We start from the raw sequence: 25,718 nt of genomic DNA, 5'->3' as shown, positions 1-25,718 counted from the left end.
TGACCCTGCTCGACCATCCCGCTTACCCGGCGGAACTGGCCCGAGATCTGGACCTGACACGCCCGAACGTGTCCAACCACCTGGCATGCCTGCGCGATTGCGGGATCGTCGTCTCCGAGCCCGAGGGTCGTCGGACACGATATGAGATCGCCGATTCGCACCTGGCGCAGGCGCTGACGGCACTGGTCGATGCCACCCTGGCAGTGGACGAAGACGCCCCGTGCATCGATCCCGCCTGCTCGCTTCCCGGATGCGACGCAGCTGGGGAGGGCGCATGATCCTCACCTCGGTCTTGCAGGCGATGGGCCTGTTCGCAGCGACCAACATCGACGACATCATCGTGCTCTCCCTCTTCTTCGCGCGAGGGGCAGGCCAGCGCGGCACTACCGCCCGCATTCTGGCCGGCCAGTACCTCGGATTCGCCGGCATCCTCGGTGCCGCGGTCCTGGTGACCATCGGCGCCGGAGCATTCCTGCCCTCGGCAGCCATCCCGTACTTCGGTCTCATCCCTCTGGGCCTCGGCCTCTGGGCCGCATGGCAGGCCTGGCGCGGAGACGATGACGACGATGACGACGAGGCCAAGGTTGCCGGCAAGAAGGTCGGCGTGTGGACAGTCGCAGGCGTCACCCTTGCCAACGGCGGCGACAACATCGGCGTCTACACCCCTGTCTTCCTCAGCGTGGAACCTCTCGCAGTAGTCGCCTACTGCATCGTCTTCCTCGCGCTCGTCGCGGTCCTGGTGGCCCTGGCAAAGTTCGTCGCCACCCGCCCCCCGATCGCCGAAGTGCTCGAACGCTGGGAGCACATCCTCTTCCCCATCGTTCTCATCGGCCTCGGCATCGTGATCCTCGTCAGCGGCGGAGCCTTCGGACTCTGACGTAGCGGCAGCGATCCAAACGGCCCCGACCGGGCGCACCCCTCTCGGTTCAGACCGCGACACCTACCTGCAGCCAGTCCTGCGTGATCGCGGCAACAAGACCGCCACGGAGCGCTGCAAAAACCCCGCCACCAAGCGAACGAAGCCACAGGAGCACCCGTCGCAGAACCTGTTCCGAAACCGTGAACGATCCACAACCCCCTCCGGCCGGCCGCCGGCCATGACCCCCGAGAAGATCGAGGCCGCCATGCGCCTACGTAATAGCGGCCAGAGCCTCGCACAGATTGCCAGTGCCCTCGAGGTCAGCAAGTCGACCATCCATCGCGCCCTCGCCCCCTCCGACGGTAGCCGCACCCAGGAAGCCAGCTAGCGCGTCCCGACCCTTCTTTCCCCCATCACGGGTGTGGCCGGGTGGGGACTGCCACAGGCGGGCGGTGTCACCGTGCCGGGGGGCTGGTACGCCTCCGCCAAGGGGCGCAGCACGGTCTCCAGGTGGGCGATGACCTGCGGGGCGCTCTGGCCGGCATCGAGCATGCGGGTGCCGCTGTGGACCATCGCGTTGATCAGCTCGGCCACGTCCTCCGGTGCGGGGACACCGATCTCCACCAGCGTCGCCACCAGCGGCTCCTGCACGGCACGGTGCATCTGATCGGCCTGCTCGCCCACGTCCTCCCCCGGGGCCATGGCGGCCAGCGCGGAGCCGATGGCGTGGGAGCCCTCAGCGACCAGCTCGATGTTCGCGGCTGCGTACGCGAGGATCCGATCACCCGGCGTGGGGGCGGTGCGCATGGCGGTGGCGATCCGTTCGGTCCAGCGGGGGAACACGTCCCGCACCAGTGCCTGCAGCAGCGCCTTGTGGGAGGAGAAGTACTGGTAGACGCTGGGGCGGGCCAGGCCCGCACGCGCCGCCACCTGCGCCATGGTGGGTGCCTCTCCGGTCTCCTCGAGGATCGCGTGAGCGGCATCGAGCAGAGCCCGCTCCTGGGCGGCGCGATGCTCTGCCACGGAGGGGGCATTGATGCGCGGCATGGCAGGCCTTTCGGGAAGGGCGGCCCGGGGCCGTTCGGGCTGCAGGTGTGCTGGCCGGGTCAGGATACGGGGCCCGGTGGGGCCGGGGCCTGGTTCCAAGGCCAGCAGCGGCAGCGGATCGAAGCCGCCCTTCCCACTGCGTCCCTGACCGGCCAGGCGGTGCATCAGGCGCGGCTGATCCGCGGCCGTGGGGGCGATCTCCGGTCAGGCCCAGCCCGGCGCACCCACCCAGGAGCAGGTAGCGTCGGTCGTGAGTTCCGTGCCCCACGTCGTTGTCCCGCATCCCAGTGAAGGAGCATCCATGGCCACCTACGCCGTCACCTACCGCTACGTCGACGATGCCGCCCGTCTCGACGAGGTCCGGCCCGAGCACCGCGCCTTCCTGCGGGAGCAGTACGAGGCCGGCCGCCTGCTGCTGTCCGGGCCGCTGGCCGACGGTGACCCGGGCGCCCTGCTGATCGTGCGCGGTGATGACGTTCAGGACGCCCAGGGCGTGCTGGCCGACGACCCCTTCCGCCGGGAAGGACTGATCGCCGAGGCCACGATGCGCACCTGGAACGTGGTGATCGGGGAGTTCGCTCGGCGGAGCTGACCGGGAGCGAGCCCGGCGGGACCCCGGGGGCGCATCAGATGTGCACGGTGGGTTCAGGGGGAGCCCCGCCGGGCACTGATCGCACGCGCCGGCCTCAGATGTGCGCGGCGCAGACGGAGCGCTCGTCGGCCACGGACACCAGCGCATCGCGCAGCGCTGCGACCGAAGGGATCGACTGGGCGCCCTTGCGGTTGATCATGCCGATGGTGCGGTCGTCCAGATCCGGCAAGGCACGGGAGACCACATCGTCGGAGGGGTACGCCTCCAGTGCCGTCTCCGGCAGCAGTGCCACCCCTGCCCCATGCACGATCAGGCGCTGCACCACGGTGGCGTCGTCGGTGGAGTGCCGCACCCGCGGTTCGTACCCGGCGCGGCGTGCGTTGGCCAGGAGGTTCGCCCGGCACCGCTCGCAACCCGCGATCCACTGCTCCTCGGCGAGATCCGCGAGGCGGAGGTCGGGATCGTCTGCGCGCGGATGGTCCTTGGGCAGTACAGCGAGCACGCGGTCCTCCATCAGACCGGTCCACTCCAGCGTGCCCTCGGCGTCGACGTCGGACCCGGGGTACCGGAACACCAGGGCCAGGTCCACCTCCCCCTCGCGCACGGCCGCCACCGCATCCGGCGGTTCCAGCTCGGAGAAGGTGACGTCGAGGTCCGGGCTGGTGCGGTGCAGGAGGGCGAGGGCGGGCGGCAGCAGCACGGCGGCGGCCGAGGGGAATGTCGCGAAGCGCACGGTGCCGCGGCGCAGTGCGGTGATGTCGGCCAGCTCCTCCTCGGCGGCGTGCAGCTGGGCGGCGATGGCCTCGGCGTGGGCGGCCAGGCGCGTGCCGGCCTCGGTGGTGGTCACACCGGAGAAGGAGCGCAGCAGCAGCTGGGTGCCCACTTCCTTCTCGAGCGCGGCCAGATGCTGGGAGACCGCGGGCTGCGTCCACCCCAGCTCCCGCGCACCGGCGCCGATGGAGCCGTTGCGCACCACGGTGCGGAAGATCAGCAGTCGACGGGGATCCATGGGTTCATCGTACGGACCTGCCGGCCCCGAGGCGGGTCGACGCAGAGTCTGACGAGGCCCGGGCAGACCGGGACGGCGATCGGACCGGCCCGGACGGTCCCGCAGCCGACCGACGGTGCCACCACCACGCGGCCGCGGAGGCACCGAGCACCCCGGCGATCACGTCGCCGGCGGTGTCGGCCGGAGCGATGTGCACGCGCGGATCCACCACCTGGTGCCCCCACCACTCCAGCACCTCCCACACCAGGGCCAGCAGGAAACCGCTGATGACCATCAGCCAGGGGCGGGGGGAGGCGCGCCGACACCAGCGCACATCGACCATCCAGGCCGCCATCACGGAGACCACCGCGGTCAGGGCGGCGTGGACCGGCAGGTCCCACCAGGTCCATCTTTCGTACAGGTGCAGGTAGGAGCTGAGGGCCGCGACCATGGCGGTGATCGATGCCGCTGCCTCCCAGCCCCGGGGCAGTCGCATCCGCCAGGCCAGCACCTGCCCCAGTGCGACGAGCATCGCCACGGCCGCCTCGACCCACAGTCCGGCCAGGGCGAGCCCGGCCGCCATCAGCAGGCCCGACCAGCGCACGGCCAGGCGCAGCACGGCACGCCCGACTGCCCTCACCGCGGTCGCTGCGAGGAGGTGTGCGGCGCACGCCTGGCTTCGGTCTTGCGCGTGCTGGTCCGATGCTCGGTCTCCTGCCGTCGTCGGCCTAGCCGTCTCGGGTCCAGGCCGCGGTGGGCGAGCCGGTCGGCCCAGCGGTCCCACGGGGCCTGCCGCTGCCAGGCTCGGGCCAGGGTGACGAACGCACGACGCGCACGGACATCCGCCGGGCGGCCCCAGCGCAGGGCCCGCGGCGACATGTCCACGGCGACGTCCCAGGCGACGCGGACTGTCTGATGGGGGAGCACGCTGAAGGAGAGGTCCATGTCGTCGTGCACGTCGGCGCTGCGGGAGACGCTGTCGCGCACGTCCTGCCACCACTCGCGGCGCAGGGACATGGTGGTGCCGAACAGCGGCGGGTGCCCGAGGGCCGAACCCACGGCCAGTACGTACCCGCCCAGGTACATCGCCGAGGTGACCAGGTCCAGCGGCGCGGGCAGTCGGAATCTCGCCGGACCGGTCACCGCCACGACCCGGGGTCGGGTGCAGACGGATGTGCCCCCGGTGGCCTGTGCAGCGGTGGCATGGGCCCGGCGGTGAGCGGCCACCCAGGTGGGGCGGGGTCGGGAGTCCGCGTCGCAGCGCAGGATCAGGTCGCCCACAGCCGCGTCGTAGCCGGCCGCGACCGCAGCGGGGATGCCGGCAACGGGTTCGTGCAGCACGCGGCAGCCGGCCCCGGCGGCGATGCGGGCGCTGTCGTCGCTCGATCCGTTGTCCACCACGATGATCTCCAGCGGCGGCTCGGTCTGGCGGCCGAGTGCCTTGAGCAGCCCGCCCAGCTCCTCGGCATCGTCCTTCACCGGGACCACGACGGAGCAGCTGAGCGGCACTGCGATGGCTCTGGACATGCGGGGAAGTAGACCACGTGCAGATCAGAGTTCCGTGGATACGAGGGGAGGCATCCGGAAGTGCTCCTGAGCGGCCGCAGACCGCCGAGCCCTGATCAGCAGCCGGCGTTGCGCACCACGGCATCGGCGAGGACCACGTCACCCAGGCCGCTGCCCAGGTTCTGAGCGACCACCAGGCCATCCGGGCGCCCCTCGCGCAGCAGGTCACCGGTGGCCCCGGTGGCGCGCGGGTAGTCCTCGCCGTGCTTGAGAGGACGCAGCATCTCGTACTGCTCGGGGTCGTCGGCCACCACGGTGCCGGTGCTGGCCAGCTCGGCACCGGCCACCGAGGCGTAGTCCAGCGGCAGCAGGGTCGCATCGGCGGTGACCTCGCCCGGTGCGAGCTCGCTGCCACTCAGCCCGATCGGCAGGCCGCTGATCACGACCCCCGCGCCTGCGAGCGCCTCGGCCCGGTCGGTCGTGGTGCGGATCTCCAGGTTCGGCGTGTTGTCCCTGCCCCAGGTGACCAGGTCCTCGAGTGCCCCGGCCCGGCGCCCCCACACGGAGAGCGGGCCGCGTCCCAGCGCCTCGATGACGCGGGCGTGCGAGCGCGCCTGCACCCCGGTTCCCAGGAAGGCGATCGGGCGGTTGTCCAGCGCCAGGGAGGCACCGGTGACGGCGGCGGTGCGAAGGGCGGTCAGCTCGGCGGCGTCCATCACGGCGCGGGTGGAGCCGTCAGCGCCCGAGAGCACCATCAGGCCGTCGATCATCTCCTTGCCGTGCGCACGGTTCGACGGGGTGATCGTCACCCACTTGATGCCCAGCAGGCCGCGCTCCGGCCAGGCGGCGGGCATGGCGTTGGCGAAGCCGCCCTCCTCGTGCACCACCTGCGACTTCGGGGTCACCGAGGCCGAGCCGTCGGCGAGCGCGAGCAGCGTCTCGCGCATGAGGGCCACAGCGTCCGTGGGGGAGGGCAGGAGGTCACGGACCTGATCGTCGCGCAGATGGATCATGCCTCGACGGTAACGTGTCCGCTCCCGCCGCTGCCCCTACACTCGGCACCATGAGCGGTGTATTCGGGTCCGGAGCGCACGGACCGCAGGGGGACCCGTCCTGGATGCGGGGCGCGGACGACCGCGGGAGCGACCGACGGTGGGACGACCCCGGCGGCGCTGGAACCGGTGGCGCCGGCGGCAGGGGCGAGGGGTGGTCCGCCGACTTCGACCATGGTGAACCTGCGGACGTCCCGCGGGACGCGGGCCGGGATCCCTCGTCGTTCGGCCCGCAGTTCGGCTCCGGTGCAGAGTCCGGGCCCAGCACCGACTGGCGACGCAGCTTCGGCACTGCCGATGCCGAGGAGGGCCGATCCCGGGGCGGGGCCACCTCCATCGGGGGGATCGTCACCAGTGTGATCTCACTGGTGGTCCTGGGCTACGTCGCGATCACCTTCTTCGGCATCCTGGGCACGTCGGGCGGGGTCGGTGGCGCCCCCTCGGTCTTCATGCTGGTCTTCGGCGTCTTCGTGGTCACCACCGTGGTGAAGATGGTGCGGTCCATCCTGCGCTCCCTGCGACGATGAGGGACGCCTGCCCCTCGCGCTGAACGGCGTGCCCCAAGGGGGGCAGCTCCCGGCCGTGGCCCGAAGACGAGCCCGTAGGCTGGGCCGATCATGCGCATCCCCGAAGGCTTCAACACCCGCATCGCTCGACGCCCGGCCGATGACCGCAGCGGCTCCGACGGCATCGACGGGGACACCTGGCTCGCCCACCTGCCGGCGTTGGTCGACCGCTGCCTGGACTGCTGGGACCTGCGACTCGACGGCGACTCCTGGTACGGGGAGAACGCGCTGGTCCTCCCGGTCCGCCGGCACGACGGCGAGCGGGCCGCACTGAAGCTCACCTGGCCGCACCGTGAGGCCACCACCGAGCACCTGGCGCTGCGAGCCTGGGCCGGGCGCGGCGCCGTCAGGATGCTGGCCGCATCCCCCGCAGACCGTGCACTGCTGCTGGAGCGACTGGACGGCGACCGCGACCTCACCACCGTCCCGATACTCGAGGCGTGCGAGGAGATCGGCCGCCTGTTCAGGGTGTTGGACCATCCGGCCCTGCCGCAGCTGGACACCGTCGCAGCCAAGGCGGAGCAGTGGCGCAGGGAGCTCGCGCAGGCCCGGCCCACAGTGCCGCGCCGGCTCACCGAGCAGGCCCTGTCCGTCCTCGATGACCTGCTGGTCGATGCTCCGCAGGCCCGGATGGTGCACGAGGACCTGCACGACATGAACGTGCTCGCCCCTCTCGATCCGCAGCGAGGGGACTGGCTCGCCATCGACCCCAAGCCCGTGGCAGGTGAATGGGCGTATGCGGTGGCACCGATCGTGTGGAACCGCGAGGACGCCGCCGAACGCGCCCACTCCTTCCGCACCCATGTGCGGCTGCGGGCCGAGGTGGTGGCCGATGAGGCCGGCCTCGACCTGGACCGGGTGCAGGCCTGGACCCTGGTGCGGCTCACCGTGAACGCCGCGTGGGCTGCGCAGTTCCCCGCCGCGGCGCACTTCCACGGGCGGATGATCGCCCTGGCGAAGGCGTTCAGCGAGCCCCTGGGCTGGTGAGGGCCGGGCTCCCCGGGGGCAGCGGGACCGGGGGCTGCAGGAGTTGCGCGAGGCGGTAGCGGCTCCCGTCGGCCGTCCGCTCCAGCACCCCGGAGTCCACCGCATCCCGCCGCACCAGCGCCGGGTCCGGCGCGATCATCGAGATCCCTGCGTTCAGCTCCGCCTCGCTGAGTGCACCGTCGGCTCCGAGTCGCTCGAACACCATGCGGGCGATGCGGCCCGAGGCTGCGATCCGGTCGACCTCCCGTGGAGGGAGGGATTCCAGCCGGGGCACCTCCAGGATGGCGTCCGAGGAGCGCATCAGGCTGAGGGCATCGACCACCTCGCGCAGCATCGGGGCATCGACCTGACCGTCGGCCCGCAACCAGTCGATGCGGTCCAGAGGAGCGTCGGTGCTGCTGCTCCGCGTGTGGGCGGCATCCCTGGTGCCGTTGCGATGCTCCGCACCGGTGGGACGATCCGCGATGTCGATCTGCTCCCGTCCGGTGAGCCGTGCACCGAGGGCGGCGCGCAGCTTCGGGGAGGAGAGCATCGAGAACAGCATCCGGGCGCGGCTCAGAGCGGCATGGAGCTCCATGGAGGGATTGGGGGTCATGGCCTCAGCCTCCCAGCTCCAGCACCCTGATGGCCAGCTGAGGAACACCTGCTCGCGGTGTTCGCGCTAGCGATGGGCCTGCTGGCCTGGAAGACCGGCGGGCTGGAGTTGCCGATCATGCTGCACGCGGCCAACAACTGGTCCCTGTTACTGCTGGCACCGACGATGGTGAGCCCGCTCGAGCAGGGCGCCGTCCCACCGATCGCGCTGCTCACCTCGACCCTGCCCACGCTGCTGATCACCGCCGGACTGTGGTGGTGGTACTCCCGCCGCGAGGGTCTGGGGCTGTGGGAACCGGCCAGGGGCACCGGTCAGCGACTGCGCGGCTCAGGGCGGGCCCGTGCCGGATCAGGGGACTGAACCGCCAGGGGATCGCTTCCCGAGGCGCCGGATCAGTCGGCAGCCTCGTGAACGGCAGCGCGCCTCGGGTCGTCGGTGCGGGCTTCGCGTGCCGCGAGCACCTCGCGGCCGCGGTCCGTCTCCGGGAATCGCGCCACCATGGCGCGCAGCTCCGCAGCATCGATGGTCGCGCCGAAGGCCTCGGTGAACGGCTGCAGACGCACCCCGTCGGACAGACCCCCGATCAGCACCGGGTCGAAGCCCAGCTCGTCGACGAACTCCGCGACCTCATCCACCTGCGGCGAGGGACCTGCGATCGCGATGGCTGCGCGCGGGGTCGCACCGCCCGCACCTGGAACCCTCCTACTGCGCGGCCGAGCCAGGTCCTCCAGATCGTGGTAGCCCATGTGGTTCAGCGCCTTCACCACGGTGGCACCCGGCAGCTGGCGCTGGATGAACTCGCTGGTGGAGGCGGCGGGGGCGGAGAACTCCTCGTGCTCACCGTCCGTCTCCCACCAGTAGTTCATGGCGTCGATGACGAGCTTGCCGTCCAGGGCGTCGGCTGGGATGGTGGCGTGCTTGCCCAGGGGCAGGGCGAGGACCACGATGTCGGCCTGGGCGGCGGCCTCCCGGGCGGTGGTGGCGCGCGCTCCCGGGGCCAGGATCTGCACGATCAGCTCGATCTTCCCGGGGTCACCGGAGCCGGCGATGAGGACGTCATGGCCTGCGGCGACGGCCAGGCGTGCCAGGACGGTGCCGACCTTGCCCGCGCCCAGGATGCCGATGGTGCGGTTGGTTCTCTCGCTCACGACCACTGCTCAACGTGCGCCGGCCCCGGTTCCTTCCCGGGTGTGACGCGTCGGTGAGGGGTGTCGGTGTGGGCGAGGTGGCGAGGGGCGTCGGTGCGGGGCAACGGAAGCTGCAGCCCGGATGGCCCGGGTGCCCACGTGACCTGTGAGGCACTTCGTCCCGTCTGTCTCACGGCCCACTGCAGATCGCCGCCACCCGGCCTACACTCGACGCCGACATGTGCCGACTCTTCGCTCTCCACGCCGACCAGCCCGTCACCGCCCAGATGTGGCTGATGGATGCCCCCTACTCCCTGGTGACCCAGTCCCGCTTCAACGCCGACGGCACCGGTCTCGCCTGGGTGGACGAGGCAACGGGGCAGGTGCAGGTCAGGAAGCGGCCCATCGCCGCCTACCGCTCCGAGCGCTTCGGCCGGATCGCGCAGCAGGTGCGCACCCGCTCGATGATCGCGCACGTGCGACTGTCCAGCGGCACCCAGCACACCACTGAGAACACCCACCCCTTCGTGCAGGACGGCATTGTCTCCGCGCACAACGGGGTCCTCGAGGTCACCTCCGGCATGAAGCAGCGCGTGCGGCAGCTGGGCACGGCCCACCACGTGCACGGCACCACCGACAGCGAATGGATGGCCGCCCTGGTCACCGGTGAGGTCGCCGCCCACGGCGACGACCTGCACGACGGGGTGGTGGCAGCGCTGGACTGGATCGCCCGCAACGTGCCCGTGTACTCCGTGAACCTGCTCGCCATGCGCGGGGACGAACTGATCGCCGTGCGGCTTCCCGCCACCAACGAGCTGTGGGTGCTGGAGCGCTCCGCCACCGCGGCTGATCCCCGAGAGCCCCTCGAGCAGTCCTCCGACCCCCTGCGCGTGGACAGCGAGGACCTGCAGGACGTGCGCTCCGTGGTGATTGCCAGCGAGCCGATGGACGACGACGCAGGCTGGCGCCTGATGGACCCGGGCGAGCTGATCCACGTCGGCCCCGGCGCGACCATGACCAGCGAGCATCCCTTCGGACCCCTGGCCCAGGCGCTCACCATCGATGACCTCGGCCTGTCGGCCGCGGCCTCCCAGGCGCACGCCGCCCAGGCCCGTGAGCACGAGCAGCGCCGCCAGCGTCTCGCATCGCGGCGCGCAGCATGACCGCGTACCACCGCATGGCCACCCTGCGCGAGCCCTGGTCGGCATGGTCCAAGCCTTTGCTGACAGTGTTCGCCGCCTTCGCGTCGTACGTGATCATGGCGTCCGCGCTGCTGGTCACCGTGGTGCTGCTGCTGGCCCTGGTGCCCGGGGTCAACGTCGCCCTGGGTGTGACCAGCGGTGACCCCGCCAGCCCGCTGGACGTGGGCCTCGCTCTGGCGATGGGTGCGCTGTGGCTGCCGGCCGGTCTGATCGGCGTGCGCGCGGGCGGGTGGCGTCCCATCGGCACCGCGTTCTCGGTGGCCGCCCACCGCCGCAGCGTCCTTTCGACCCCTGCAGCGCTGGCCGTCATCGCCGGTGGCGTGATCACGGTGGGCGTGGCCGCGCTGGCCGGGTCCCTCGCACCGGTGGAGGCGGGCCCTGACGCGCCCGGCCCGTCGACCGGTGCCGTGCTCGCACTGGTACTGGTCACCGCCGTGCTTGCGCCCCTGCAGGTGGCGGGCCTGGAACTGACGATGCGCGGACTGGTGATGCAGGCCCTCGGCACCTGGCTGCGCAGCCCCGTCCTCCCGATCCTCGCGGCGATGGGCATCGTGCTGATCGGGCGTGAATGGAGCGCCGCCGTGCTGATTCCCGCCCTCACCCTGGCCGCCTGCGCCGGCATCCTCGCCTGGAAGAGCGGCGGCCTCGAACTGCCCTTCTTGCTCAGCCTCACGACGACCGTCGTCGGCATCCTCACCTCCGGCCTCGCGGTGGGCACCGGTATCGGTTCGGGCGCCGCGGCGATGGTCGCCGCCTCGGCCGCCCCGGGCAGTTCGAACGCGGCCCTGGCCGGCGGCGCGCCCGCCTCCGCGGCGCTCGCCGGTGGAATCGCTGGGGCCGTGGCCCTGGTCGTGGGCACCGCGGTGGCCTGCGTGCTCATCGGCCGACGCGACGGGCTCACCCTCGCCGAGCCGGTCACCCGAGCGGCCGACGAGCCGCTGCCGCCGATCGTCGCGGTCTGAGCCGGCCCGCCGAGCTGCGCTGGGGCGCGCGTCGTCGCCCCACGGACGCGCAGCCTCACCCCACCTCGCGGAACCCGAGGTGCAGGTAGAGGGCACGCGCTGCGGGCGCGGTGTCGTCCACTCGGAGGGCCACCGGCTCGCGTACGGCACCGACCGCGGCAGTGACGAGAGCGCGGGCAATCCCCTGTCGACGCGCGGCGGGGATCACGAACAGGTCAACGATGAACGGTCCGGGTGGTGCATCGTCCCAGGGGGCGTCCCTGACGGTGAGGACCGCGCCGAGCAGTTCGTCCCCCCGCCACGCCCCGAGCGAGGCGTCCGGCAACCACAGCCCGTACTCCCCCTGCCAGGCAGCGCGCACGTCGGCTGTGGCCTCTTCGATCGTCATCTGGGACGAGGAGCCGTGATGGCTGAGCCAGTATGCCTCTGCGGCCGCGTCGAGGTCCTGCTCCCGAAGCTCGCGAAGGTCGACCGGCTGGGGCAGGTGGAACAGTTCCGTCGGATCGGCCCTGTGCTCACGGACCATCAGGGAATTCGCCATGCGTCGACCGTAGCCAGCTGTGGCCGCCACGGCCACATGATTTATCGCCCGTCGGCCGTCGCCCGTCGGCCGTCGCCCGTCGCCCGTCGGCCGTTGCCCGTTGCCCGTTGCCCGTCATCGGCCCCGGCCCCTCTGCCCCGCCTCGGTACGACGCGGCGGCACGGCTCAGCGGGGGATCGCCTCAGCTCCGGATCGCGTCGATCACCTTGATGCGGGTGGCGATGATCGCGGGCAGGGCACCGGCCAGGACGCCCACCAGGGTTGCCGCCGCAAGACCGGCCACCACCGCGCCCACGGGGAACGGCGGCAGGTCCACCAGGCCGATGCCTCGGAAGTAGTCGGTGACGAAGGGGGCCTTGACCAGGGCCACGGCCCCCATCACGCCGACCGCGCCGGCCACCACGGTGGCCACCACCGACTCCATCAGCACCCCGAAGAAGATCCGCCCGCCGGTCGCGCCGTAGGAGCGGCGGATGCCGATCTCCCGCACCCGGTACCGCACGGTCACCAGAGAGATGTTCACCAGGCCCATCGCACCCAGCACCAGGATCGCCAGCGCCACCGCGATCAGCGCCCGCTGCAGCACCTCGAAACCCTCCATGGGGGCGGAGTACTGGGCCGCCTCGAAGCTCCCCGCCGGGGTGTCGGCCAGCACCTGGGAGAGCCGGTTCGACACGGCCTGGGCCTGCTCCGGGGGCACCCATGCTCGGTACTCCGCGGTGATGGCCCCAGGCTGGTCCATCCCCGGCATCTCGTCGATGCTGCCCGCAGCGGTGTAGGCGGTGGGGCCCCAGTCCGTGGTGGGATCAGCGGGGAGCACCCCGATCACGACCGCCTGCACGGCCTGCTGGTTCCCTGCCTGCCCGTAGAGGGTGATGGGCTCAGTTCCCATGGCGGGGCGGCCCAGCAGCTCGTACGCCGGTTGGTTGACCACGATCGCGGGGGCCAGACGGTTCTGGTCGGAGTCGGCGATCCACCGTCCGGACTCGGGGCGCACCCGGTAGATGTCGGCGTAGCCCGGGTCCACGCCTTGCAGCTCGATCGTCTGCACGCCCTGGCGGGTCTGTGCCCTTACGAGGGTGTTGATGACGCGGGTACGGTGCTCGATCCCCAGGCGGTCGATCTGCTCCAGCACGATCTCGTCACGCTCGTCGGCCGTGAGTTCCGGCCCACCTCCTCCCACGTGGTACACACCCACCACGGAGGCACGGCCGGCAGACTTCTCCACCGATTGCTCCAGGGCGCTGCCCAGCATGCCGCCGGCGCCCATCACGCCGGTCAGGATGAACACCGACAGCGCCACGCCGATCAGCGCCAGCATGATGCGGCCCTTGTTGACCCGCAGTTCGCCGTAGGCCTCGACGATGGGGGCGATCAGACCGGTCATGCCGCGTCACCGCTCGCGCGCGGGCTGGCCTCGACGGCAGGGGCTGACGTCCCGGCGCTCGCTGGGGCCGACGCTCCGACACCCGCTTCGGCCAGGTCCTCCACCTCGCGGCGGCCGGAGCGGATGCCCACGGTGGCCGACAGTGCCTCGCGGGCATGGTTGCTGGTGACCGGGTGCAGCACGCCCTCGTCCAGCAGGTACGCGCGCTGGGAGAGCGCGGCGACCTGCAGGTCATGGGTGATGGTGACCAGGGCGGCATCGGAGTCGCGGGCGATCTCGTCCAGCAGCGCCATCACGGCCTCGCCGGTCGTGACGTCGAGCGCGCCGGTGGGCTCATCGGCCAGGATCAGGCGCGGCCGGCGCACCAGCGCTCGGGCCACCGCCACCCGCTGCTGCTCACCGCCGGAGAGCCGGGTGGGCAGCTGGTGGGCGCGGTCGGCCAGACCCACCCGGTCCAGCATCTCCATCGCCGAACGCTCGCGGCGCCAGAACTGCCGGGCGGTGCCGTACATCATCGGCATCATCACGTTCTCCAGCGCGGTGCGCCGCTCCAGCAGGTTGAACTGCTGGAACACAAACCCGATGGAGGCCCCGCGCAGGCGGGCACGGCGGGCGTCGGACAACCGGGAGACGTCCTTGCCGTCGAACAGCAGCTCGCCGCCGGTCTGGCGGTCGATCAGCCCCAGCAGGTTCAGCAGGGTCGTCTTGCCGGACCCGGAGCGACCGACGACGGCCACATGGTCCCCGGCCTCCACTGTCAGGTCGATGCCCTGGAGGATGTGCAGCATGTCCCGGCTGGGCAGGCGCACCGAGCGGGTCAGGTCCCGCAGCTCCAGCAGCGGTATGCGTCCCTCGTGGGGTGCGGTCACCACATCTCACCGCCGACCATGGCGCCCTCGGGATTGTCCACCCCCGGGACGAACTGCAGGATCTCCTGGCCCTCCTCCAGGCCCTCGACGATCTCCACCACGCCCTCGCCACGCAGGCCAAGCGTGACCGGAACCGGGGTGGGCTCGCCCGTGGCCTCGTCCATCACGTACACGGTGCCGTCGGTGCCGTTGCCCTCCACCGCGGTGGTGGGCACGGTCATCACACCGCTGGCGGAGCCCAGGTCCACCGACACCTTCACCGACAGCCCGGGCACGATCTTGATTCCCTCGGGGACGGGACAGCGCAGCTGGGCCGCGGAGGTGCCCGAGCTCTGCTCCTGCTCCATCCCGGGGTACTCATCGAAGACACCCGGGGGTGCCTCGGGCTCCGAGGGCGACGTGGGCTCCTGCACGGTGGCGTCCTCGGTGATCGTCGGGGCTGTGCAGGGCACCGGCTCCGCCGCGGTGGGAAGCTCCGCCGTGGCCTCGATGTCCAGGTCCAGCAGCTGCAGCTGCTCCTCCGGGCTGAGACCGGCGACGATCGAGTAGGTGCCCGGCGACAGGGTCGCCACCGTCTGGCCTGCGGTGGTGCTCTGCCACTCCGCCAGGGTGAGCCCGGTGATCCGGCCGGCCTCGGGGGCGGTGAGGTTCAGGTAGAGATACTCCTGGGCGGGAGCCGGGTCCGGCGCCGGGGCGGGCAGGGGCTCTCCGTCGGGCCCCGGTGCCGCCGGGTCCCCCGACGCGGACTCCACCGCGACCGGATCCTGCGGCACCCGCACCTGCAGGATCCGGTCGCCCTTGGCGACCATGTCCCCGTTCTTCACCCAGATCTTGGTGATCTCCCCGGAGTGCTTGGCCAGCACCGGCGTGCCGGCATCGGGCTGCACCACGGCGTCCAGACTCAGGGTGGAGGTGATGTCGCCGGTCTCGGGGACCACGGTCGCGTACTGGTCGAAATCGGCGGTGGGGGTGAGCGGGTCCTCCTCGGTGACCGTCGCTCCGGTCGGGAAGAACGCCATATTGGCCAGGGCCAGCGCGATCACCGCGAAGATCATCATCCAGACGATCGGGAACACGTACCGGCGGAGGGTCTCCATCTGGCACCTTTCGTTCTTCGGGGCGCATCGCTGCGCACCGTTCGGGGAAGGGACACGTGAGTGTGCTGCGGCCAGTGTGGCCCTCGGCCGGTGCCACGGGCATCAGACCGAAGTAGGGAGTTCGTGCACTCCTTCCCGTACCAAGGTCCGTGATCGCGCCCTAGTCTCGTATCCATGAGCTCCTCCGACTCCGTCCCCGATCCGCTGCTGCTGCTGCCGCTGCGCCAGCGCATCGTCGAGCAGCAGCTGGGCGTGCGTGCTGTCCACGTGATCCGCCCCGGCAGGCCCGACGTCACCCACCTGTTCCGGTCCGACACCCCGGAGAACCTCTACTCGATCTCCAAGACGGTCACCACCCTGGCCGTGGGCCTGGCCCGGGAAGAGGGCCTGCTGGATCTGGACGACCGACTCGTCGACCACCTGCCGGCCCCCACCGGAGGCGCCGGGCCGGACGGGGCCGCCACCCGCGGGTACGGCGAGGGGATCGACCAGGTGCGCCTGCGGCACCTGCTCACCATGACCTCGGGCTCCCCGGTCACCGCCTTTTCCGACGAGGAGCGCGAGCACCCCGGCCTCACCGATCACTTCCTGGGCACCGACCTCTCCGCCCAGCCCGGGGACGGCTTCGTCTACTCCAACGGCTCCACCTTCATGCTGGCCCGCGTGATCAGCGAGCGCACCGGGCAGAGCCTGCGCGACTGGCTGATGCCGCGCCTGTTCGAGCCGCTGGGGATCCTCAACCCCCAGTGGTTCACCGACCGCCAGGGATTCACCTGGGGCGCCACCGGCCTGCACCTGACCAGCGCGCAGGTGGCCCGGATCGGCGGGCTGCTGCTGGGCGAGGGCATGGCCCCCGAGGGGGCCGCCGAGCCGGGCACGCGCCTGGTGCCCGGCGAGTGGATCCGCGCCATGCACGCCGCAGACGCCTGGGTCCCCACCGGCGAGGAGGACCCCGAGAGCGGGAAGTACGGCTTCGGGGTGTGGAAGTGCTCGGTGGGGGAGTCCTGGCGGGCCGACGGCGCCTTCGGCCAGTTCCTGGTGGTGCTGCCGGAGCAGGAGGCCTGCGTGGCGATCACCTCGCACCTCGAGGGCAAGCCCGGCTCCGAGATCCTGCGGGCCGTGTGGGAGGAGCTGCTGCCGCTGCTGTGAGTGGGGATATGTGACCCGCTGCTGAGCGGGGTCAGTGGCGCGGCGCCGGCCCCGTGCTCTCCCGCACCATCAGCCGCATGGGCAGTCGCTCCACCATGGGAGGCCCACCGCCGGGGCGCTCGCCCTGCTCACCGTCGATCAGACGCGCCAGCATCGCCACCGCTGCCCTCGCCTTGGCCTCGATGTCCTGGGCGACGCTGGTCAGCTGCGGCCTCACCCACCGGGCGACGGGGGAGTCGTCGAAACCCCCCACCGACATCTGTCCCGGTACGGCGATGCCGCGGTCCAGCAGCTCGCCCAGGATCTCCGCCGCGAGCACGTCGCTGGAGGCCACGACGGCCGTGGGCCGCTCCGGATGCGCGAGGATCTCATCCACCGCGCGTACCGCGGAGCCCGGGTGGTGGTCGGCGTGGACCGCGATCAGATGGGCGGCGCCCTGCAGCCCGCCGCCCGTCGCGGCGTGCTCCAGGATCGCCCGCTGCACACCCTCGTAGCGGCGCGCCACCACGCCCGGGGCATCGGTCAACGGGCCTGCGAAGGCGATCGCCCGGTGACCGTGCTCGATCAAGTGCCGCCCCACCGCGAGACCCCCGCCCGCGTCGTCCACTCCCACCACCGGGACCTCGGAACGGCGCGAGTAGTTGTCCAGGAACACCAGCGGCCGGGGATGGGTGCGGGTGAGGTCGTTGATCTCGTCGGCCACCGAGCCGTAGACGATCAGCCCGTCCACCCGCCACGAGCCCAATCGCCGGGCGGCCCGGACCACGTCCCGGCTGGCTGCCGGGATGAACGAGAACCCCGCCCGGGTCACGGCCTGGCCCACCGCCCCCAGCAGCAGGGCGTCGTGCGGGTTCTCCAGCAGAGCGCGCGACTGGCTGGGGTGGTGGAGCACCAGGCCGATCATGCGGGAACGGTTGGCGGCCAGGGAGCGGGCCGGGGCGTCCGGCACGTAGTCGAGCTCCTCGATGGCCCTCAGCACCCGGGCCACCGTCTCCGCGGAGGCCTTGTGGTGACGACCGTTGATCACATTGGACACGGTCATCCGGCTCACGCCCGCGGCCGCTGCCACATCGCGAATGCTGCTCATGGGGCTGGTCCCTCCCATCGGCCCCGGGGGTGGCGCCGCTCGACCCCCCGGTAGGCCCATCCTTGACCATCCGTGTGCCCTGCGCCTAGCCTACGAAGTCGTGGACCGGTAAACAACGGTGTGACCTGCGGGGGTTCCCATCCCCGCGTTTCTGCTGGTCTCCGGAGCGGGCGGAGTTGCCCGTTCCGCGGCTGTGACGGAGGAGCTTCCCATGAACCATCTGGTCGACCCTGAACGATTCACCCCGTCGCGGCGCGCGCTCCTGGGGGCCCTCGGCGTCTCGGCGGCGTTCCCCGCGCTCGCGGCCTGTGGCGGCGGCGACCCGGCGGAGAAGGCGGCGGAGGACGTCGCCTCCAACGCCGAGGTGGAGCTGCCCACCTACACCGAGCAGACGGCCGTCGAGCCCGACATCCCCGGTGAGAACGGCTCCACCCCGGGCTACACCTCCTATCCGGAGGATCTCCCGCAGACGGTCGATGCGCCCCCGGGCTCCGGCAACACCTTCACCCTGATGGTGCCCACCTGGAGTGCGGTGCAGTCGGGGCTGAACAACGCGTACACGCAGGCCCTGGACGAAGCGCTCGGGTCGAAGCTCGAGTACCAGATGACCACCGGCAACGACTACCGCGACAAGCAGGCCGCGGTGTTCGCCTCCCCGGACGACGTGGCCGACTGGGTCTCGGTCTTCGGCTGGAACCCGCCGGCCCGGTTCGACCAGGCCGTCGAGTCCGTGTTCCAGGACCTGACGCCCTTCATCGGCGGGGACAAGATCTCCAAGTGGAAGAACCTCGCCAACCTCCCCACCGCCGCCTGGCAGTTCGGCGTGTTCAAGGGCAAGCTCTACGGCATCCCGGTGCCCGGCGAGATCGTCACCGACGCGATCTTCTACCGCGGTGACATCTTCGAGGAGCTGGGCCTGGAGGCGCCCACCAACGCCGAGGAGTTCCTGGCGGTGTGCGAGGAGCTCACCGACCCCGGTGCCAACCGCTGGGCCACCAACGACCTCAACACCGGCGCCCCGAACCTGATGTTCGGTGCCCCACCGGACTGGCGCGTCGATGACGGCCAGCTCATCTACCGCTGGGAGACCCAGGAGTACCGCGATGCGCTGGAGTTCCAGATCCAGCTGTTCGAGAAGGGCCTGGTCCACCCGGACGTCGCCGCTGACACCGGGGACGCCAAGCAGCGCTTCGAATCCGGCCAGGTGGCCATCCACTACGACGGCGTCGGCGCGTGGGGTGAGGCCACCAAGCGCGTCCAGGCCTCCAACCCCGACTACCGGCAGGTGCCGATGAGCGGGCTGTCCGCCAAGGGCGGGGACCCGATCCGCTACACCGGCAGCGCCGCCAACTTCTTCAGCTTCCTCAAGAAGTCCGACGACGAGGCCCGCATCGAGGAGCTGCTGGGCATCGCCGACTACCTGGCCGCGCCCTTCGGCACGAAGGAGTGGGAACTGGTGAACTTCGGCAAGGAGGGTGTGCACTTCGAGCGCGGTGACGGCGGCGTCCCCGAGGCCACCGAGGCGCTCGCCGCCGAGCACCCCGGCGTGCTGTCCACCCTGGTCACCGGGCCGCTCGCGAAGTACGACTTCGCCGATCCGGGGCACGTGGAGGAGTACTGCGAGTGGATGAAGGGCGAGACCCAGTACATGGTCGAGGGACCCTTCTACGGCCACCAGGTCCCCAAGCCCGCCGAGTACGCCTCCCTGGACCAGCCGATGTACGACCTGGAGAAGGACATCGTGCGCGGCCGCAAGACCATGGACGACTTCGACGCCGCGGTGGAGACCTGGCGCAGCAACGGCGGTGACAGGATGCGCGAGTACTACCAGGGCATCTACGACGAGCTGGACAAGTGAGCACCGCGCACGGTGCCCCGGCGGGGGCCGCCCCGCCGGGGCCCGGCGGGGCGAGTGCCCGCCGAGCCGCCAGCGGCGGCCGCGGCTCGGCGCGCCGCGGGGCCTCCAGCGGGGTGGAGCGTCGGAAGATCCCGCTGTCCAAGCGGCTGCGACGGGACTGGCCGCTGCTGGTGATGGTGCTGCCCGCCGTCGCGCTGATGGTCGTGTTCATGTATGTGCCGATGTTCGGCAACATCATCGCCTGGCAGCACTACTCGCCGTACGTGGCGCTGTTCGAGAACCCCTGGGCGGGCTGGGACAACTTCACGCGCGTGTTCCGCACCCCCGCCTTCTGGGACGCGGTGGTCAACACCCTGATGATCACCGGCTTCCAGCTGGTCTTCTTCTTCCCGGTGCCGATCGCTCTGGCCCTGCTGCTGAACTCGGTGCTGACCCCGTGGATCCGCACCACCATCCAGTCCATCGTGTACCTGCCCCACTTCTTCTCATGGGTGCTGGTGGTGACGATCTTCCAGCAGATCCTCGGCGGGGCGGGCCTGATCAACCGGCTCCTGCGCGCCAACGGCATGGAGCCGATCGAGATCATGACCAACCCGGACACCTTCCTGCTGCTGGTCACCTCCCAGGCCGTGTGGAAGGACGCCGGCTGGGGCATGATCATCTTCCTGGCCGCGCTCAGCACCATCGACCCCTCGCAGTACGAGGCGGCTGCGGTGGACGGCGCGGGCAAGTGGCGCCGCATGTGGTCGATCACCCTGCCGGCCATCCGGCCCACCATCATCCTGCTGCTGATCCTGCGCTTGGGCGATGCCCTCACCGTCGGCTTCGAGCAGCTGATCCTCCAGCGCGGCGCCGTCGGCCCCGGAGCGGCCGAGGTGCTGGACACCTACGTGTACTACCAGGGCGTCATCGGCGGTGACTGGTCCTACGCGGCTGCCGCCGGCCTGATCAAGGGCGTCGTCTCGCTGCTGCTGGTGCTGGGTGCCAACAAGCTCGCCCACGCCTTCGGCGAGGCGGGCGTCTACCGGAGGGAGACGAAATGACTGCCACCTCGCCCGGTTCCGGCTTCGCCGACCAGTCCCCGCCTCTCGCACAGGAGGCCGACGGCCGCACCACCGCGCCCACCACGGGCGGCTGGCTGGGACGGCGCGGCGGCCCCATGAAGAAGGGCCCCGGCAAGGCGCTGCGCCCCGCCTGGGACGAGGAGCCCACGATCCTGGAGAAGGTCGGCAAGGTGCTGGTCCTGGGGCTGATCGTGCTGGCCGTGCTGCTGCCGCTGTACACCGTGGTGCTCACGTCCCTGTCCAGCGATGCCACCATCAACCAGGCCGGCGGCATGGTGCTGATCCCCGGGGAACTCACCCTCGCGGCCTACAGCTCCATCCTCTCCGGCGGGGTGGTCACCAAGTCGATCCTGGTGAGCATCGGTGTGACCGCCGTCGGCACGCTGCTGTCCACCGTGGTCTCGGTGATGGCGGCCTACGGGCTCAGCCGCACCGACTCCCTGCTTCACCGGCCGATCCTGTTCCTGTTCATCATCACGATGTTCTTCTCGGCCGGCATGATCCCCACCTACCTGGTGGTCTCCGGCCTGGGGCTCATCGACTCCTACCTGGCGCTGATCCTGCCTGGCGCGGTCTCGGCCTTCAACATCCTGATCCTGCGTGCCTTCTTCATGGGCATCGACCCCGGGATCCTGGAGGCCGCGCGCATCGACGGTGCGGGCGAGTTCCGCATCCTCGCCACCATCGTGCTCCCCATGTCCACCGCCGTGATCGCCGTGGTGGCGCTGTTCTACGGCGTGGGCTACTGGAACGCGTTCTTCAGCGCCATGCTGTACCTGCAGGACAGCGGCAAGTGGCCCCTGCAGATGGTGCTGCGCTCCTACGTGCTGGAGGGCGTGGAGCTGCCCGGCTCCGAGCTCACCCCGGCCGGCGTGGGCAGTGCGCAGCGTCCCTCCAGCCTCGCGGTGAAGATGGCGATCGTGGTCTTCGCGCTGGTGCCGATCCTGATGGTCTACCCGTTCGTGCAGAAGCACTTCACCAAGGGCGTCATCTTCGGGGCGATCAAGGGGTGATCCTGGAGGGAGCACGGATCCGGCGGGACTACGGTTGAGGCATGGACTGGTCCGCTCTCGCTAACTTCGCCCTCGTGCTGCTGTTCGTGGTGATCGGCGGCGTGTTCGCCGGCACCGAGATGGCGATCGTGAACCTGCGCGAATCGCAGATCAAGCAGCTGGAGGAGAGCGGTCCGCGCGGGGAGGGCACCGCCCGCCTGGTGCGCAACCCCAACCTGTTCCTCTCCGCCGTGCAGATCGGCGTGACGGTGGCCGGATTCTTCTCCTCCGCCTACGGCGCCTCCACCATCGCCCCCTCCCTGGTGCCGCCCCTGGTGGGCGCGGGCCTGAGCGAATCCACCGCGAGCACGGTCGCCCTGATCGGCATGACGCTGGTGATCGCGTTCCTGTCGCTGGTGTTCGGGGAACTGGTGCCCAAGCGGCTGGCCATGCAGAACGCCCTGGCGATGACCCGGATCGTGGGCCCGCCGCTGAGCGTGTTCGGCAGGCTGATGCGCCCGGTGATCTGGCTGCTGTCGGCCTCCACCAACCTGGTGGTGCGGATCCTGGGCGGTGACCCGGATGCCGACCGCGAGGCCGTCTCCGCCGAGGAGATCCGCTCCATGGTGCGCACCTCCGACGCCCTGGACCAGGCCGAGTCGCGGGTGCTGGCCGATGTGTTCGACGCCTCCGAGCGCACCGTGGTGGAGGTGATGCGGCCCCGCCCGCAGGTGCACTTCCTGAACGGCGGCGACACCGTGGCCGAGGTGCGCGAGGAGATCCGCTCCACCAGCTACTCCCGCTACCCGGTCACCGGGGAGGACGTGGACGACGTGCTGGGCTTCGCCCACGTGCGCGACATGATGCTGGTGGACGACCCGAGCGCCGTGCGCCTGCGGGACCTGGCCCGGCCCATCGAGCACATCCCCGGCACCGTCGAGGTGCTGCGAGCCCTCAACCGGATGCGGGCCCAGGCCCAGCAGATCGCCGTGGTCGTCGACGAGTACGGCGGGACCGACGGGATCGTCACCCTCGAGGACCTGCTCGAGGAGCTGGTGGGGGAGATCTACGACGAGTTCGACGCCGACGCCTGGTCCCCCAGCAACCCGGACCGCCTGGCTGTGCCCGGAGGGGACATCGACGGCGGCCTGATCCTGCAGGAGTTCGAGTCGCAGACGGGCATCGCCCTGCCCGACACCGGCGGCTACGAGACCGTGGGCGGCTACGTCATGGCGCAGCTGGGCCGCATCGCCGCCGTGGGCGACGAGGTCGAGGTCGGAGCCGGGGCCGATGGGGCTCGCATCCGCGTCACGGCGATGGACGACCGACGTGTGAAGACAGTGCGGCTGCGCCGCGAGGGCGGAGATGCCGCCCCCCGGCATGGAGATGGGGGTAGCGCCGGGGAGCATCCGGGGGCCTGAGCCAGGAGCCGAGAGGCTACGGGAGCATCACGTCAGGCCGAGCGAAGATGAGCCTCGATGCTCCCGATGAGCACAGGGACGTCTTCTCGCACGGTGGCACGAATTACATCCCCGTTGATCAGCATGTAACCGTGGGCGATGCGGTTCCTCATTCCCCACATCGCCGACCAATCGGATCCGAACAGCGCACGACGCGAGTCCGGCTCGAGCCGCTCCAGTGTTTCGATGGCGGCCGACAACCGCGTGCAGATGGCATCGATGGTCACCTGGTCATCGAGATCGCGGGTGGCGTATCTGCTGACGAGCCGCAGGTGGTACAGCGCATCCCCGAGTATTTCCGCGGTCGTTCTGCGGCGCTCGCGCTTCACAGTGGTACCGCCTCTTCGAGAACGCGCTCCTTCAGGTGAGGGGGTAGGGCTGAGTCGGGGGTCAGATCGGTGGATGCCCCGATCAGTGCACTGATCTCCCCCTCGAGCCGACTGAGCTGCATCAGACTGAGCGGGGTTGCCATCGTGAACAGCAGATCGACGTCGGAATCCTGGTCCTCCCTCCCGGTGGCCACCGAGCCGAACACGCGGATGTCGGTGCCACCGACCTCTGAAAGGATCCTCTGGATCTCAGGGCGAGAGTTGCGAAGCCGGCGCGCGAGAGGGCTCGTTCCATGGAATCGCAGAAGTCGTGAGATCTCCGGTTGGCTCCGGCCGGTCTCTTTCGAGATCTGCGACTGGGTCATGCCGTTGCGCGATGCCTCGCGGACGGCTGCGACCAGACGCTGGCGTGCGGCGCGCACCGCCTCGTCACTCTCGCGGGCGATCTCAGCCAAGGACGACATGAACGAAGTATAGCAATTGCTATTGACTTGCCGTCGGCGGGGCACTCCAGGCCGGTGCCGCACGTTATCCCCCTCTGGGACCACCCGGTCGGGGCGTGACCAGGTCACGGCGTTATGCTCGATGCATCCCCCCGTCGACTTCCAGGAGGCTCTCCATGGCACGCACCACCACCTTCGCCGAACTTCTCGTCACCCAGCTGCGGGACATGGGGGTGGAGCGCATCTACGGAGTGGTGGGCGACTCGCTGAACCCTGTGGTGGACGCGGTGCGCAAGACCAAAGGCATCGACTGGGTGCACGTGCGCAACGAGGAGGCCGGAGCCTTCGCCGCCGGCGCCGAGGCCCGCGTGACCGGGAAGCTCGCCGTGTGCGCCGGCTCCTGTGGGCCGGGCAACACCCACCTGGTCCAGGGTCTGTTCGACGCCCACCGCGACAACGCTCCCGTCCTCGCGATCGCCTCCCACATCCCCAGCGCCAAGATCGGCACCGGCTTCTTCCAGGAGACCCATCCGGAGACCCTGTTCCGCGAGTGCTCCCACTACTGCGAGATGATCAACTCCGGCCAGCACGGCGCCACCCTGCTGCACATCGCCGCCCAGACCGCCCTCGCCAAGCAGGGCGTCTCGGTGCTGGTGCTGCCCGGCGACATCGCCGACGAGGAGGTCTCCGGCCCCCTCACCCGCGACCTGGCCACCGAGTTCGGCGCCGTGCAGCCCGCACCCGGGCCGGTCGGCCGTCTGGCCGAGCTGATCGACCAGGCCGACAAGGTCACCCTGTTCGTCGGCGCCGGGGTGAAGGACGCCCGCGAGGAGGTGCTCGCGCTGGCCGGGGCGCTGAAGGCGCCGATCGGTCACGCCTTCGGCGGCAAGGAGATCATCCAGTACGACAACCCCTACGACGTGGGGATGAGCGGCCTGCTGGGCTACGGCGCCTGCTACGAGGCCATGCACGAGGCCGATCTGGTGATCCTGCTGGGCACCGACTTCCCCTACAGCGAGTTCCTGCCCGAGCCCGACGACGCCAAGCTGGTCCAGATCGACGCCGACGCCACCCGCCTGGGCCGCCGCGCGCCCCTGGACCTCGCCCTGCACGGCGACGTGGCCCTCACCATCCAGGCCTTGATGCCGTTGATCAAGGTGAAGAAGAGCAAGCGGTTCCTCTCCAAGATGCTCAAGCAGCACCACAAGGCCCTCACCGGGGCGGTCGCGGCGTACACCAGGAACGTCGAGAAGATGACCCCGATCCACCCCGAGTACGTGGCCTCCGTGCTGGACGAGGTCGCCGATGATGATGCGATCTTCACCGTGGACACCGGGATGTGCAACGTATGGGGCGCCCGCTACATCACCCCCAACGGCAAGCGCCGGCTGTTCGGCTCCTGGCACCACGGCACCATGGCCAACGCCCTCCCGCAGGCCATCGGCGCCTCCGCCGCGTTCCCGGACCGCCAGGTGATCTCCATGAGCGGCGACGGCGGCCTGAGCATGCTGATGGGTGAGCTGCTCACCGTGAAGCTGCACCAGCTGAACACCAAGATCCTGGTGTTCAACAACTCCAGTCTGGGCATGGTGAAGCTGGAGATGCTGGTGGGGGGCATTCCTGACTTCGAGACCGACCACGAGCACGTCGACTTCGCCGCCATCGCCCAGGGCGCAGGGATCCCCTCGGTGCGGATCACCGACCCGAAGAAGCTGAAGAAGGAGCTCGCGGCGGCGCTGGCCACCCCCGGGCCGATGCTGATCGACGTGGTCACCGATCCCGACGCCCTCTCGATGCCGCCGAAGATCACCGCGGAGCAGATCCGCGGCTTCGCCACCGCCTCCACCAAGGTCGTCCTCGGCGGTGGCGTGGGCAGGATGGTGGACATGGCAGCCAGCAATATCCGCAACATCCCGCGCTGATCAGCACAGCCGGCGGGGGTGAGTAAGCGCCCTCTGT

29 protein-coding genes are annotated in these 25,718 nt (G+C 70.6%); 15 read left to right on the top strand and 14 right to left on the bottom strand.

Translation table 11 applies throughout. The annotated features are described in order from the left end of the window. The 3 genes from M3B01_RS05955 to M3B01_RS14705 form a co-directional block, all read left to right on the top strand. Positions 1 to 278: helix-turn-helix domain-containing protein (locus M3B01_RS05955; RefSeq protein WP_259790225.1), on the top strand; the 278-nt coding region annotated here is incomplete at its 5' end. Further along, entirely contained in the window at positions 275 to 877 is a 603-nt protein-coding gene (locus M3B01_RS05950; protein ID WP_016997609.1) for a cadmium resistance transporter, read from the top strand. The genes M3B01_RS05955 and M3B01_RS05950, both read left to right, overlap by 4 nt. A gap of 13 nt (positions 878 to 890) precedes the next feature. Next, positions 891 to 1,247 (top strand): helix-turn-helix domain-containing protein, encoded by a 357-nt coding sequence (locus M3B01_RS14705; protein WP_396123339.1) that lies wholly within the window; start codon positions 891 to 893, stop codon positions 1,245 to 1,247. Here M3B01_RS14705 and M3B01_RS05945 read toward each other — a convergent pair. Continuing rightward, positions 1,244 to 2,071, bottom strand: a complete 828-nt coding sequence (locus M3B01_RS05945) for a TetR/AcrR family transcriptional regulator (protein ID WP_259790213.1) — start codon at positions 2,069 to 2,071, stop codon at positions 1,244 to 1,246. The two genes, M3B01_RS14705 and M3B01_RS05945, sit on opposite strands and share 4 nt — an antisense overlap. Before the next feature lie 136 nt (positions 2,072 to 2,207). Between M3B01_RS05945 and M3B01_RS05940 the strand changes: the two genes are divergently transcribed. After that, positions 2,208 to 2,498, top strand: coding sequence for a YciI family protein (locus M3B01_RS05940; protein ID WP_193865101.1), 291 nt, complete (start codon positions 2,208 to 2,210; stop codon positions 2,496 to 2,498). Positions 2,499 to 2,592: 94 nt separating this feature from the next. Here the strand turns inward: M3B01_RS05940 and M3B01_RS05935 are convergent, their stop codons facing one another. The 4 genes from M3B01_RS05935 to M3B01_RS05920 all read right to left on the bottom strand — a co-directional run bounded on the left by M3B01_RS05935 (position 2,593) and on the right by M3B01_RS05920 (position 6,005). Further along, positions 2,593 to 3,507, bottom strand: a complete 915-nt coding sequence (locus tag M3B01_RS05935; RefSeq protein WP_259790211.1) for a LysR family transcriptional regulator — start codon at positions 3,505 to 3,507, stop codon at positions 2,593 to 2,595. 4 nt (positions 3,508 to 3,511) lie between these two features. Next, positions 3,512 to 4,126, bottom strand: a complete 615-nt coding sequence (locus tag M3B01_RS05930; protein WP_259790210.1) for a hypothetical protein — start codon at positions 4,124 to 4,126, stop codon at positions 3,512 to 3,514. Further along, a complete protein-coding gene (locus tag M3B01_RS05925) occupies positions 4,123 to 5,013 on the bottom strand; it encodes a glycosyltransferase family A protein (protein WP_259790208.1) in 891 nt (296 codons plus the stop codon). The genes M3B01_RS05930 and M3B01_RS05925 overlap by 4 nt, the downstream gene beginning before the upstream one ends. 95 nt (positions 5,014 to 5,108) lie before the next feature. Further along, positions 5,109 to 6,005: an ornithine cyclodeaminase gene (locus tag M3B01_RS05920; RefSeq protein ID WP_259790206.1), complete on the bottom strand. Its 897-nt coding sequence runs from the start codon at positions 6,003 to 6,005 to the stop codon at positions 5,109 to 5,111. Between the two features lie 50 nt (positions 6,006 to 6,055). Between M3B01_RS05920 and M3B01_RS05915 the strand changes: the two genes are divergently transcribed. After that, positions 6,056 to 6,571 (top strand): hypothetical protein, encoded by a 516-nt coding sequence (locus M3B01_RS05915; protein WP_259790204.1) that lies wholly within the window; start codon positions 6,056 to 6,058, stop codon positions 6,569 to 6,571. Between the two features lie 90 nt (positions 6,572 to 6,661). Then, the gene (locus M3B01_RS05910) at positions 6,662 to 7,597 is read left to right on the top strand and encodes an aminoglycoside phosphotransferase family protein (protein WP_259790202.1); all 936 of its coding nucleotides are present in this window, start codon (positions 6,662 to 6,664) and stop codon (positions 7,595 to 7,597) included. On the opposite strand, the gene M3B01_RS05905 is transcribed toward M3B01_RS05910, so the two are convergent. Next, positions 7,575 to 8,192 (bottom strand): DUF2087 domain-containing protein, encoded by a 618-nt coding sequence (locus M3B01_RS05905; protein ID WP_259790200.1) that lies wholly within the window; start codon positions 8,190 to 8,192, stop codon positions 7,575 to 7,577. The two genes, M3B01_RS05910 and M3B01_RS05905, sit on opposite strands and share 23 nt — an antisense overlap. A gap of 57 nt (positions 8,193 to 8,249) precedes the next feature. Here M3B01_RS05905 and M3B01_RS05900 point away from each other — a divergent pair, with 57 nt between their 5' ends. After that, entirely contained in the window at positions 8,250 to 8,552 is a 303-nt protein-coding gene (locus M3B01_RS05900; RefSeq protein WP_259790198.1) for a hypothetical protein, read from the top strand. Between the two features lie 32 nt (positions 8,553 to 8,584). Here M3B01_RS05900 and M3B01_RS05895 read toward each other — a convergent pair whose 3' ends face one another. Then, positions 8,585 to 9,340 (bottom strand): NADPH-dependent F420 reductase, encoded by a 756-nt coding sequence (locus M3B01_RS05895; RefSeq protein WP_259790197.1) that lies wholly within the window; start codon positions 9,338 to 9,340, stop codon positions 8,585 to 8,587. 218 nt (positions 9,341 to 9,558) lie between these two features. Between M3B01_RS05895 and M3B01_RS05890 the strand changes: the two genes are divergently transcribed. Further along, on the top strand, positions 9,559 to 10,482 hold the full coding sequence (locus M3B01_RS05890; protein ID WP_259790195.1) for a class II glutamine amidotransferase: 924 nt from the start codon (positions 9,559 to 9,561) through the stop codon (positions 10,480 to 10,482). After that, positions 10,479 to 11,483 carry a CAAX protease gene (locus M3B01_RS05885; protein WP_259790193.1) on the top strand — a complete coding sequence of 335 codons (1,005 nt, stop codon included), beginning with the start codon at positions 10,479 to 10,481 and terminating at the stop codon, positions 11,481 to 11,483. Before M3B01_RS05890 ends, M3B01_RS05885 begins: the two co-directional genes overlap by 4 nt. Before the next feature lie 55 nt (positions 11,484 to 11,538). Here M3B01_RS05885 and M3B01_RS05880 read toward each other — a convergent pair whose 3' ends face one another. The 4 genes from M3B01_RS05880 to M3B01_RS05865 form a co-directional block, all read right to left on the bottom strand. Next, a complete protein-coding gene (locus M3B01_RS05880; protein WP_259790191.1) occupies positions 11,539 to 12,024 on the bottom strand; it encodes a GNAT family N-acetyltransferase in 486 nt (161 codons plus the stop codon). Between the two features lie 181 nt (positions 12,025 to 12,205). After that, entirely contained in the window at positions 12,206 to 13,411 is a 1,206-nt protein-coding gene (locus M3B01_RS05875; RefSeq protein WP_259790190.1) for an ABC transporter permease, read from the bottom strand. Beyond that, complete coding sequence (locus M3B01_RS05870; RefSeq protein ID WP_396123338.1) at positions 13,408 to 14,280, bottom strand: ABC transporter ATP-binding protein; 873 nt, start codon at positions 14,278 to 14,280, stop codon at positions 13,408 to 13,410. The genes M3B01_RS05875 and M3B01_RS05870 overlap by 4 nt, the downstream gene beginning before the upstream one ends. After that, on the bottom strand, positions 14,277 to 15,377 hold the full coding sequence (locus tag M3B01_RS05865; protein WP_259790188.1) for an efflux RND transporter periplasmic adaptor subunit: 1,101 nt from the start codon (positions 15,375 to 15,377) through the stop codon (positions 14,277 to 14,279). The genes M3B01_RS05870 and M3B01_RS05865 overlap by 4 nt, the downstream gene beginning before the upstream one ends. A gap of 174 nt (positions 15,378 to 15,551) precedes the next feature. Between M3B01_RS05865 and M3B01_RS05860 the strand changes: the two genes are divergently transcribed. Then, a complete protein-coding gene (locus M3B01_RS05860) occupies positions 15,552 to 16,526 on the top strand; it encodes a serine hydrolase (protein WP_259790186.1) in 975 nt (324 codons plus the stop codon). Between the two features lie 31 nt (positions 16,527 to 16,557). Here the strand turns inward: M3B01_RS05860 and M3B01_RS05855 are convergent, their stop codons facing one another. Next, positions 16,558 to 17,613: a LacI family DNA-binding transcriptional regulator gene (locus tag M3B01_RS05855; protein ID WP_259790184.1), complete on the bottom strand. Its 1,056-nt coding sequence runs from the start codon at positions 17,611 to 17,613 to the stop codon at positions 16,558 to 16,560. A gap of 211 nt (positions 17,614 to 17,824) precedes the next feature. Between M3B01_RS05855 and M3B01_RS05850 the strand changes: the two genes are divergently transcribed. From M3B01_RS05850 to M3B01_RS05835, 4 genes are read left to right on the top strand one after another with little or no spacing between them, the layout of a single operon-like run. Continuing rightward, positions 17,825 to 19,471, top strand: a complete 1,647-nt coding sequence (locus tag M3B01_RS05850; protein ID WP_259790182.1) for an extracellular solute-binding protein — start codon at positions 17,825 to 17,827, stop codon at positions 19,469 to 19,471. Further along, entirely contained in the window at positions 19,468 to 20,514 is a 1,047-nt protein-coding gene (locus tag M3B01_RS05845) for an ABC transporter permease (RefSeq protein WP_396123337.1), read from the top strand. The genes M3B01_RS05850 and M3B01_RS05845 overlap by 4 nt, the downstream gene beginning before the upstream one ends. Next, positions 20,511 to 21,548, top strand: a complete 1,038-nt coding sequence (locus tag M3B01_RS05840; RefSeq protein ID WP_259790181.1) for a carbohydrate ABC transporter permease — start codon at positions 20,511 to 20,513, stop codon at positions 21,546 to 21,548. Before M3B01_RS05845 ends, M3B01_RS05840 begins: the two co-directional genes overlap by 4 nt. 41 nt (positions 21,549 to 21,589) lie before the next feature. Then, positions 21,590 to 22,948, top strand: a complete 1,359-nt coding sequence (locus M3B01_RS05835) for a hemolysin family protein (protein WP_259790179.1) — start codon at positions 21,590 to 21,592, stop codon at positions 22,946 to 22,948. A 32-nt stretch (positions 22,949 to 22,980) separates the two neighbouring features. On the opposite strand, the gene M3B01_RS05830 is transcribed toward M3B01_RS05835, so the two are convergent. Continuing rightward, positions 22,981 to 23,316, bottom strand: a complete 336-nt coding sequence (locus tag M3B01_RS05830) for a DUF86 domain-containing protein (protein WP_259790178.1) — start codon at positions 23,314 to 23,316, stop codon at positions 22,981 to 22,983. Further along, entirely contained in the window at positions 23,313 to 23,780 is a 468-nt protein-coding gene (locus M3B01_RS05825; RefSeq protein ID WP_193865122.1) for a nucleotidyltransferase domain-containing protein, read from the bottom strand. Before M3B01_RS05825 ends, M3B01_RS05830 begins: the two co-directional genes overlap by 4 nt. 155 nt (positions 23,781 to 23,935) lie before the next feature. Here M3B01_RS05825 and M3B01_RS05820 point away from each other — a divergent pair, with 155 nt between their 5' ends. Beyond that, positions 23,936 to 25,681 (top strand): pyruvate dehydrogenase, encoded by a 1,746-nt coding sequence (locus M3B01_RS05820; protein WP_259790177.1) that lies wholly within the window; start codon positions 23,936 to 23,938, stop codon positions 25,679 to 25,681. Positions 25,682 to 25,718 lie beyond the last annotated feature (37 nt).

The organism is Brachybacterium sp. p3-SID957 (assembly GCF_025144775.1).
GTDB classification, from domain to species: Bacteria; Actinomycetota; Actinomycetes; order Actinomycetales; family Dermabacteraceae; genus Brachybacterium; species Brachybacterium epidermidis.
This window is presented reverse-complemented; position numbering and strand designations above follow the sequence as displayed.

Excerpts from the sequence above, each read along its gene's own strand:
- M3B01_RS05935 (WP_259790211.1), bottom strand. The coding sequence starts at position 3,507 with ATGGATCCCCGTCGACTGCTGATCTTCCGCACCGTGGTGCGCAACGGC.
- M3B01_RS05950 (WP_016997609.1), top strand. The coding sequence starts at position 275 with ATGATCCTCACCTCGGTCTTGCAGGCGATGGGCCTGTTCGCAGCGACC.
- M3B01_RS05840 (WP_259790181.1), top strand. The coding sequence starts at position 20,511 with ATGACTGCCACCTCGCCCGGTTCCGGCTTCGCCGACCAGTCCCCGCCT.
- M3B01_RS05860 (WP_259790186.1), top strand. The coding sequence starts at position 15,552 with ATGAGCTCCTCCGACTCCGTCCCCGATCCGCTGCTGCTGCTGCCGCTG.
- M3B01_RS05880 (WP_259790191.1), bottom strand. The coding sequence starts at position 12,024 with ATGGCGAATTCCCTGATGGTCCGTGAGCACAGGGCCGATCCGACGGAA.
- M3B01_RS05865 (WP_259790188.1), bottom strand. The coding sequence starts at position 15,377 with ATGGAGACCCTCCGCCGGTACGTGTTCCCGATCGTCTGGATGATGATC.
- M3B01_RS05855 (WP_259790184.1), bottom strand. The coding sequence starts at position 17,613 with ATGAGCAGCATTCGCGATGTGGCAGCGGCCGCGGGCGTGAGCCGGATG.
- M3B01_RS05825 (WP_193865122.1), bottom strand. The coding sequence starts at position 23,780 with ATGTCGTCCTTGGCTGAGATCGCCCGCGAGAGTGACGAGGCGGTGCGC.
- M3B01_RS05915 (WP_259790204.1), top strand. The coding sequence starts at position 6,056 with ATGAGCGGTGTATTCGGGTCCGGAGCGCACGGACCGCAGGGGGACCCG.
- M3B01_RS05820 (WP_259790177.1), top strand. The coding sequence starts at position 23,936 with ATGGCACGCACCACCACCTTCGCCGAACTTCTCGTCACCCAGCTGCGG.
- M3B01_RS05905 (WP_259790200.1), bottom strand. The coding sequence starts at position 8,192 with ATGACCCCCAATCCCTCCATGGAGCTCCATGCCGCTCTGAGCCGCGCC.
- M3B01_RS05940 (WP_193865101.1), top strand. The coding sequence starts at position 2,208 with ATGGCCACCTACGCCGTCACCTACCGCTACGTCGACGATGCCGCCCGT.
- M3B01_RS05890 (WP_259790195.1), top strand. The coding sequence starts at position 9,559 with ATGTGCCGACTCTTCGCTCTCCACGCCGACCAGCCCGTCACCGCCCAG.
- M3B01_RS05910 (WP_259790202.1), top strand. The coding sequence starts at position 6,662 with ATGCGCATCCCCGAAGGCTTCAACACCCGCATCGCTCGACGCCCGGCC.
- M3B01_RS05945 (WP_259790213.1), bottom strand. The coding sequence starts at position 2,071 with ATGCACCGCCTGGCCGGTCAGGGACGCAGTGGGAAGGGCGGCTTCGAT.
- M3B01_RS05875 (WP_259790190.1), bottom strand. The coding sequence starts at position 13,411 with ATGACCGGTCTGATCGCCCCCATCGTCGAGGCCTACGGCGAACTGCGG.
- M3B01_RS05920 (WP_259790206.1), bottom strand. The coding sequence starts at position 6,005 with ATGATCCATCTGCGCGACGATCAGGTCCGTGACCTCCTGCCCTCCCCC.
- M3B01_RS05925 (WP_259790208.1), bottom strand. The coding sequence starts at position 5,013 with ATGTCCAGAGCCATCGCAGTGCCGCTCAGCTGCTCCGTCGTGGTCCCG.
- M3B01_RS05885 (WP_259790193.1), top strand. The coding sequence starts at position 10,479 with ATGACCGCGTACCACCGCATGGCCACCCTGCGCGAGCCCTGGTCGGCA.
- M3B01_RS05850 (WP_259790182.1), top strand. The coding sequence starts at position 17,825 with ATGAACCATCTGGTCGACCCTGAACGATTCACCCCGTCGCGGCGCGCG.
- M3B01_RS05835 (WP_259790179.1), top strand. The coding sequence starts at position 21,590 with ATGGACTGGTCCGCTCTCGCTAACTTCGCCCTCGTGCTGCTGTTCGTG.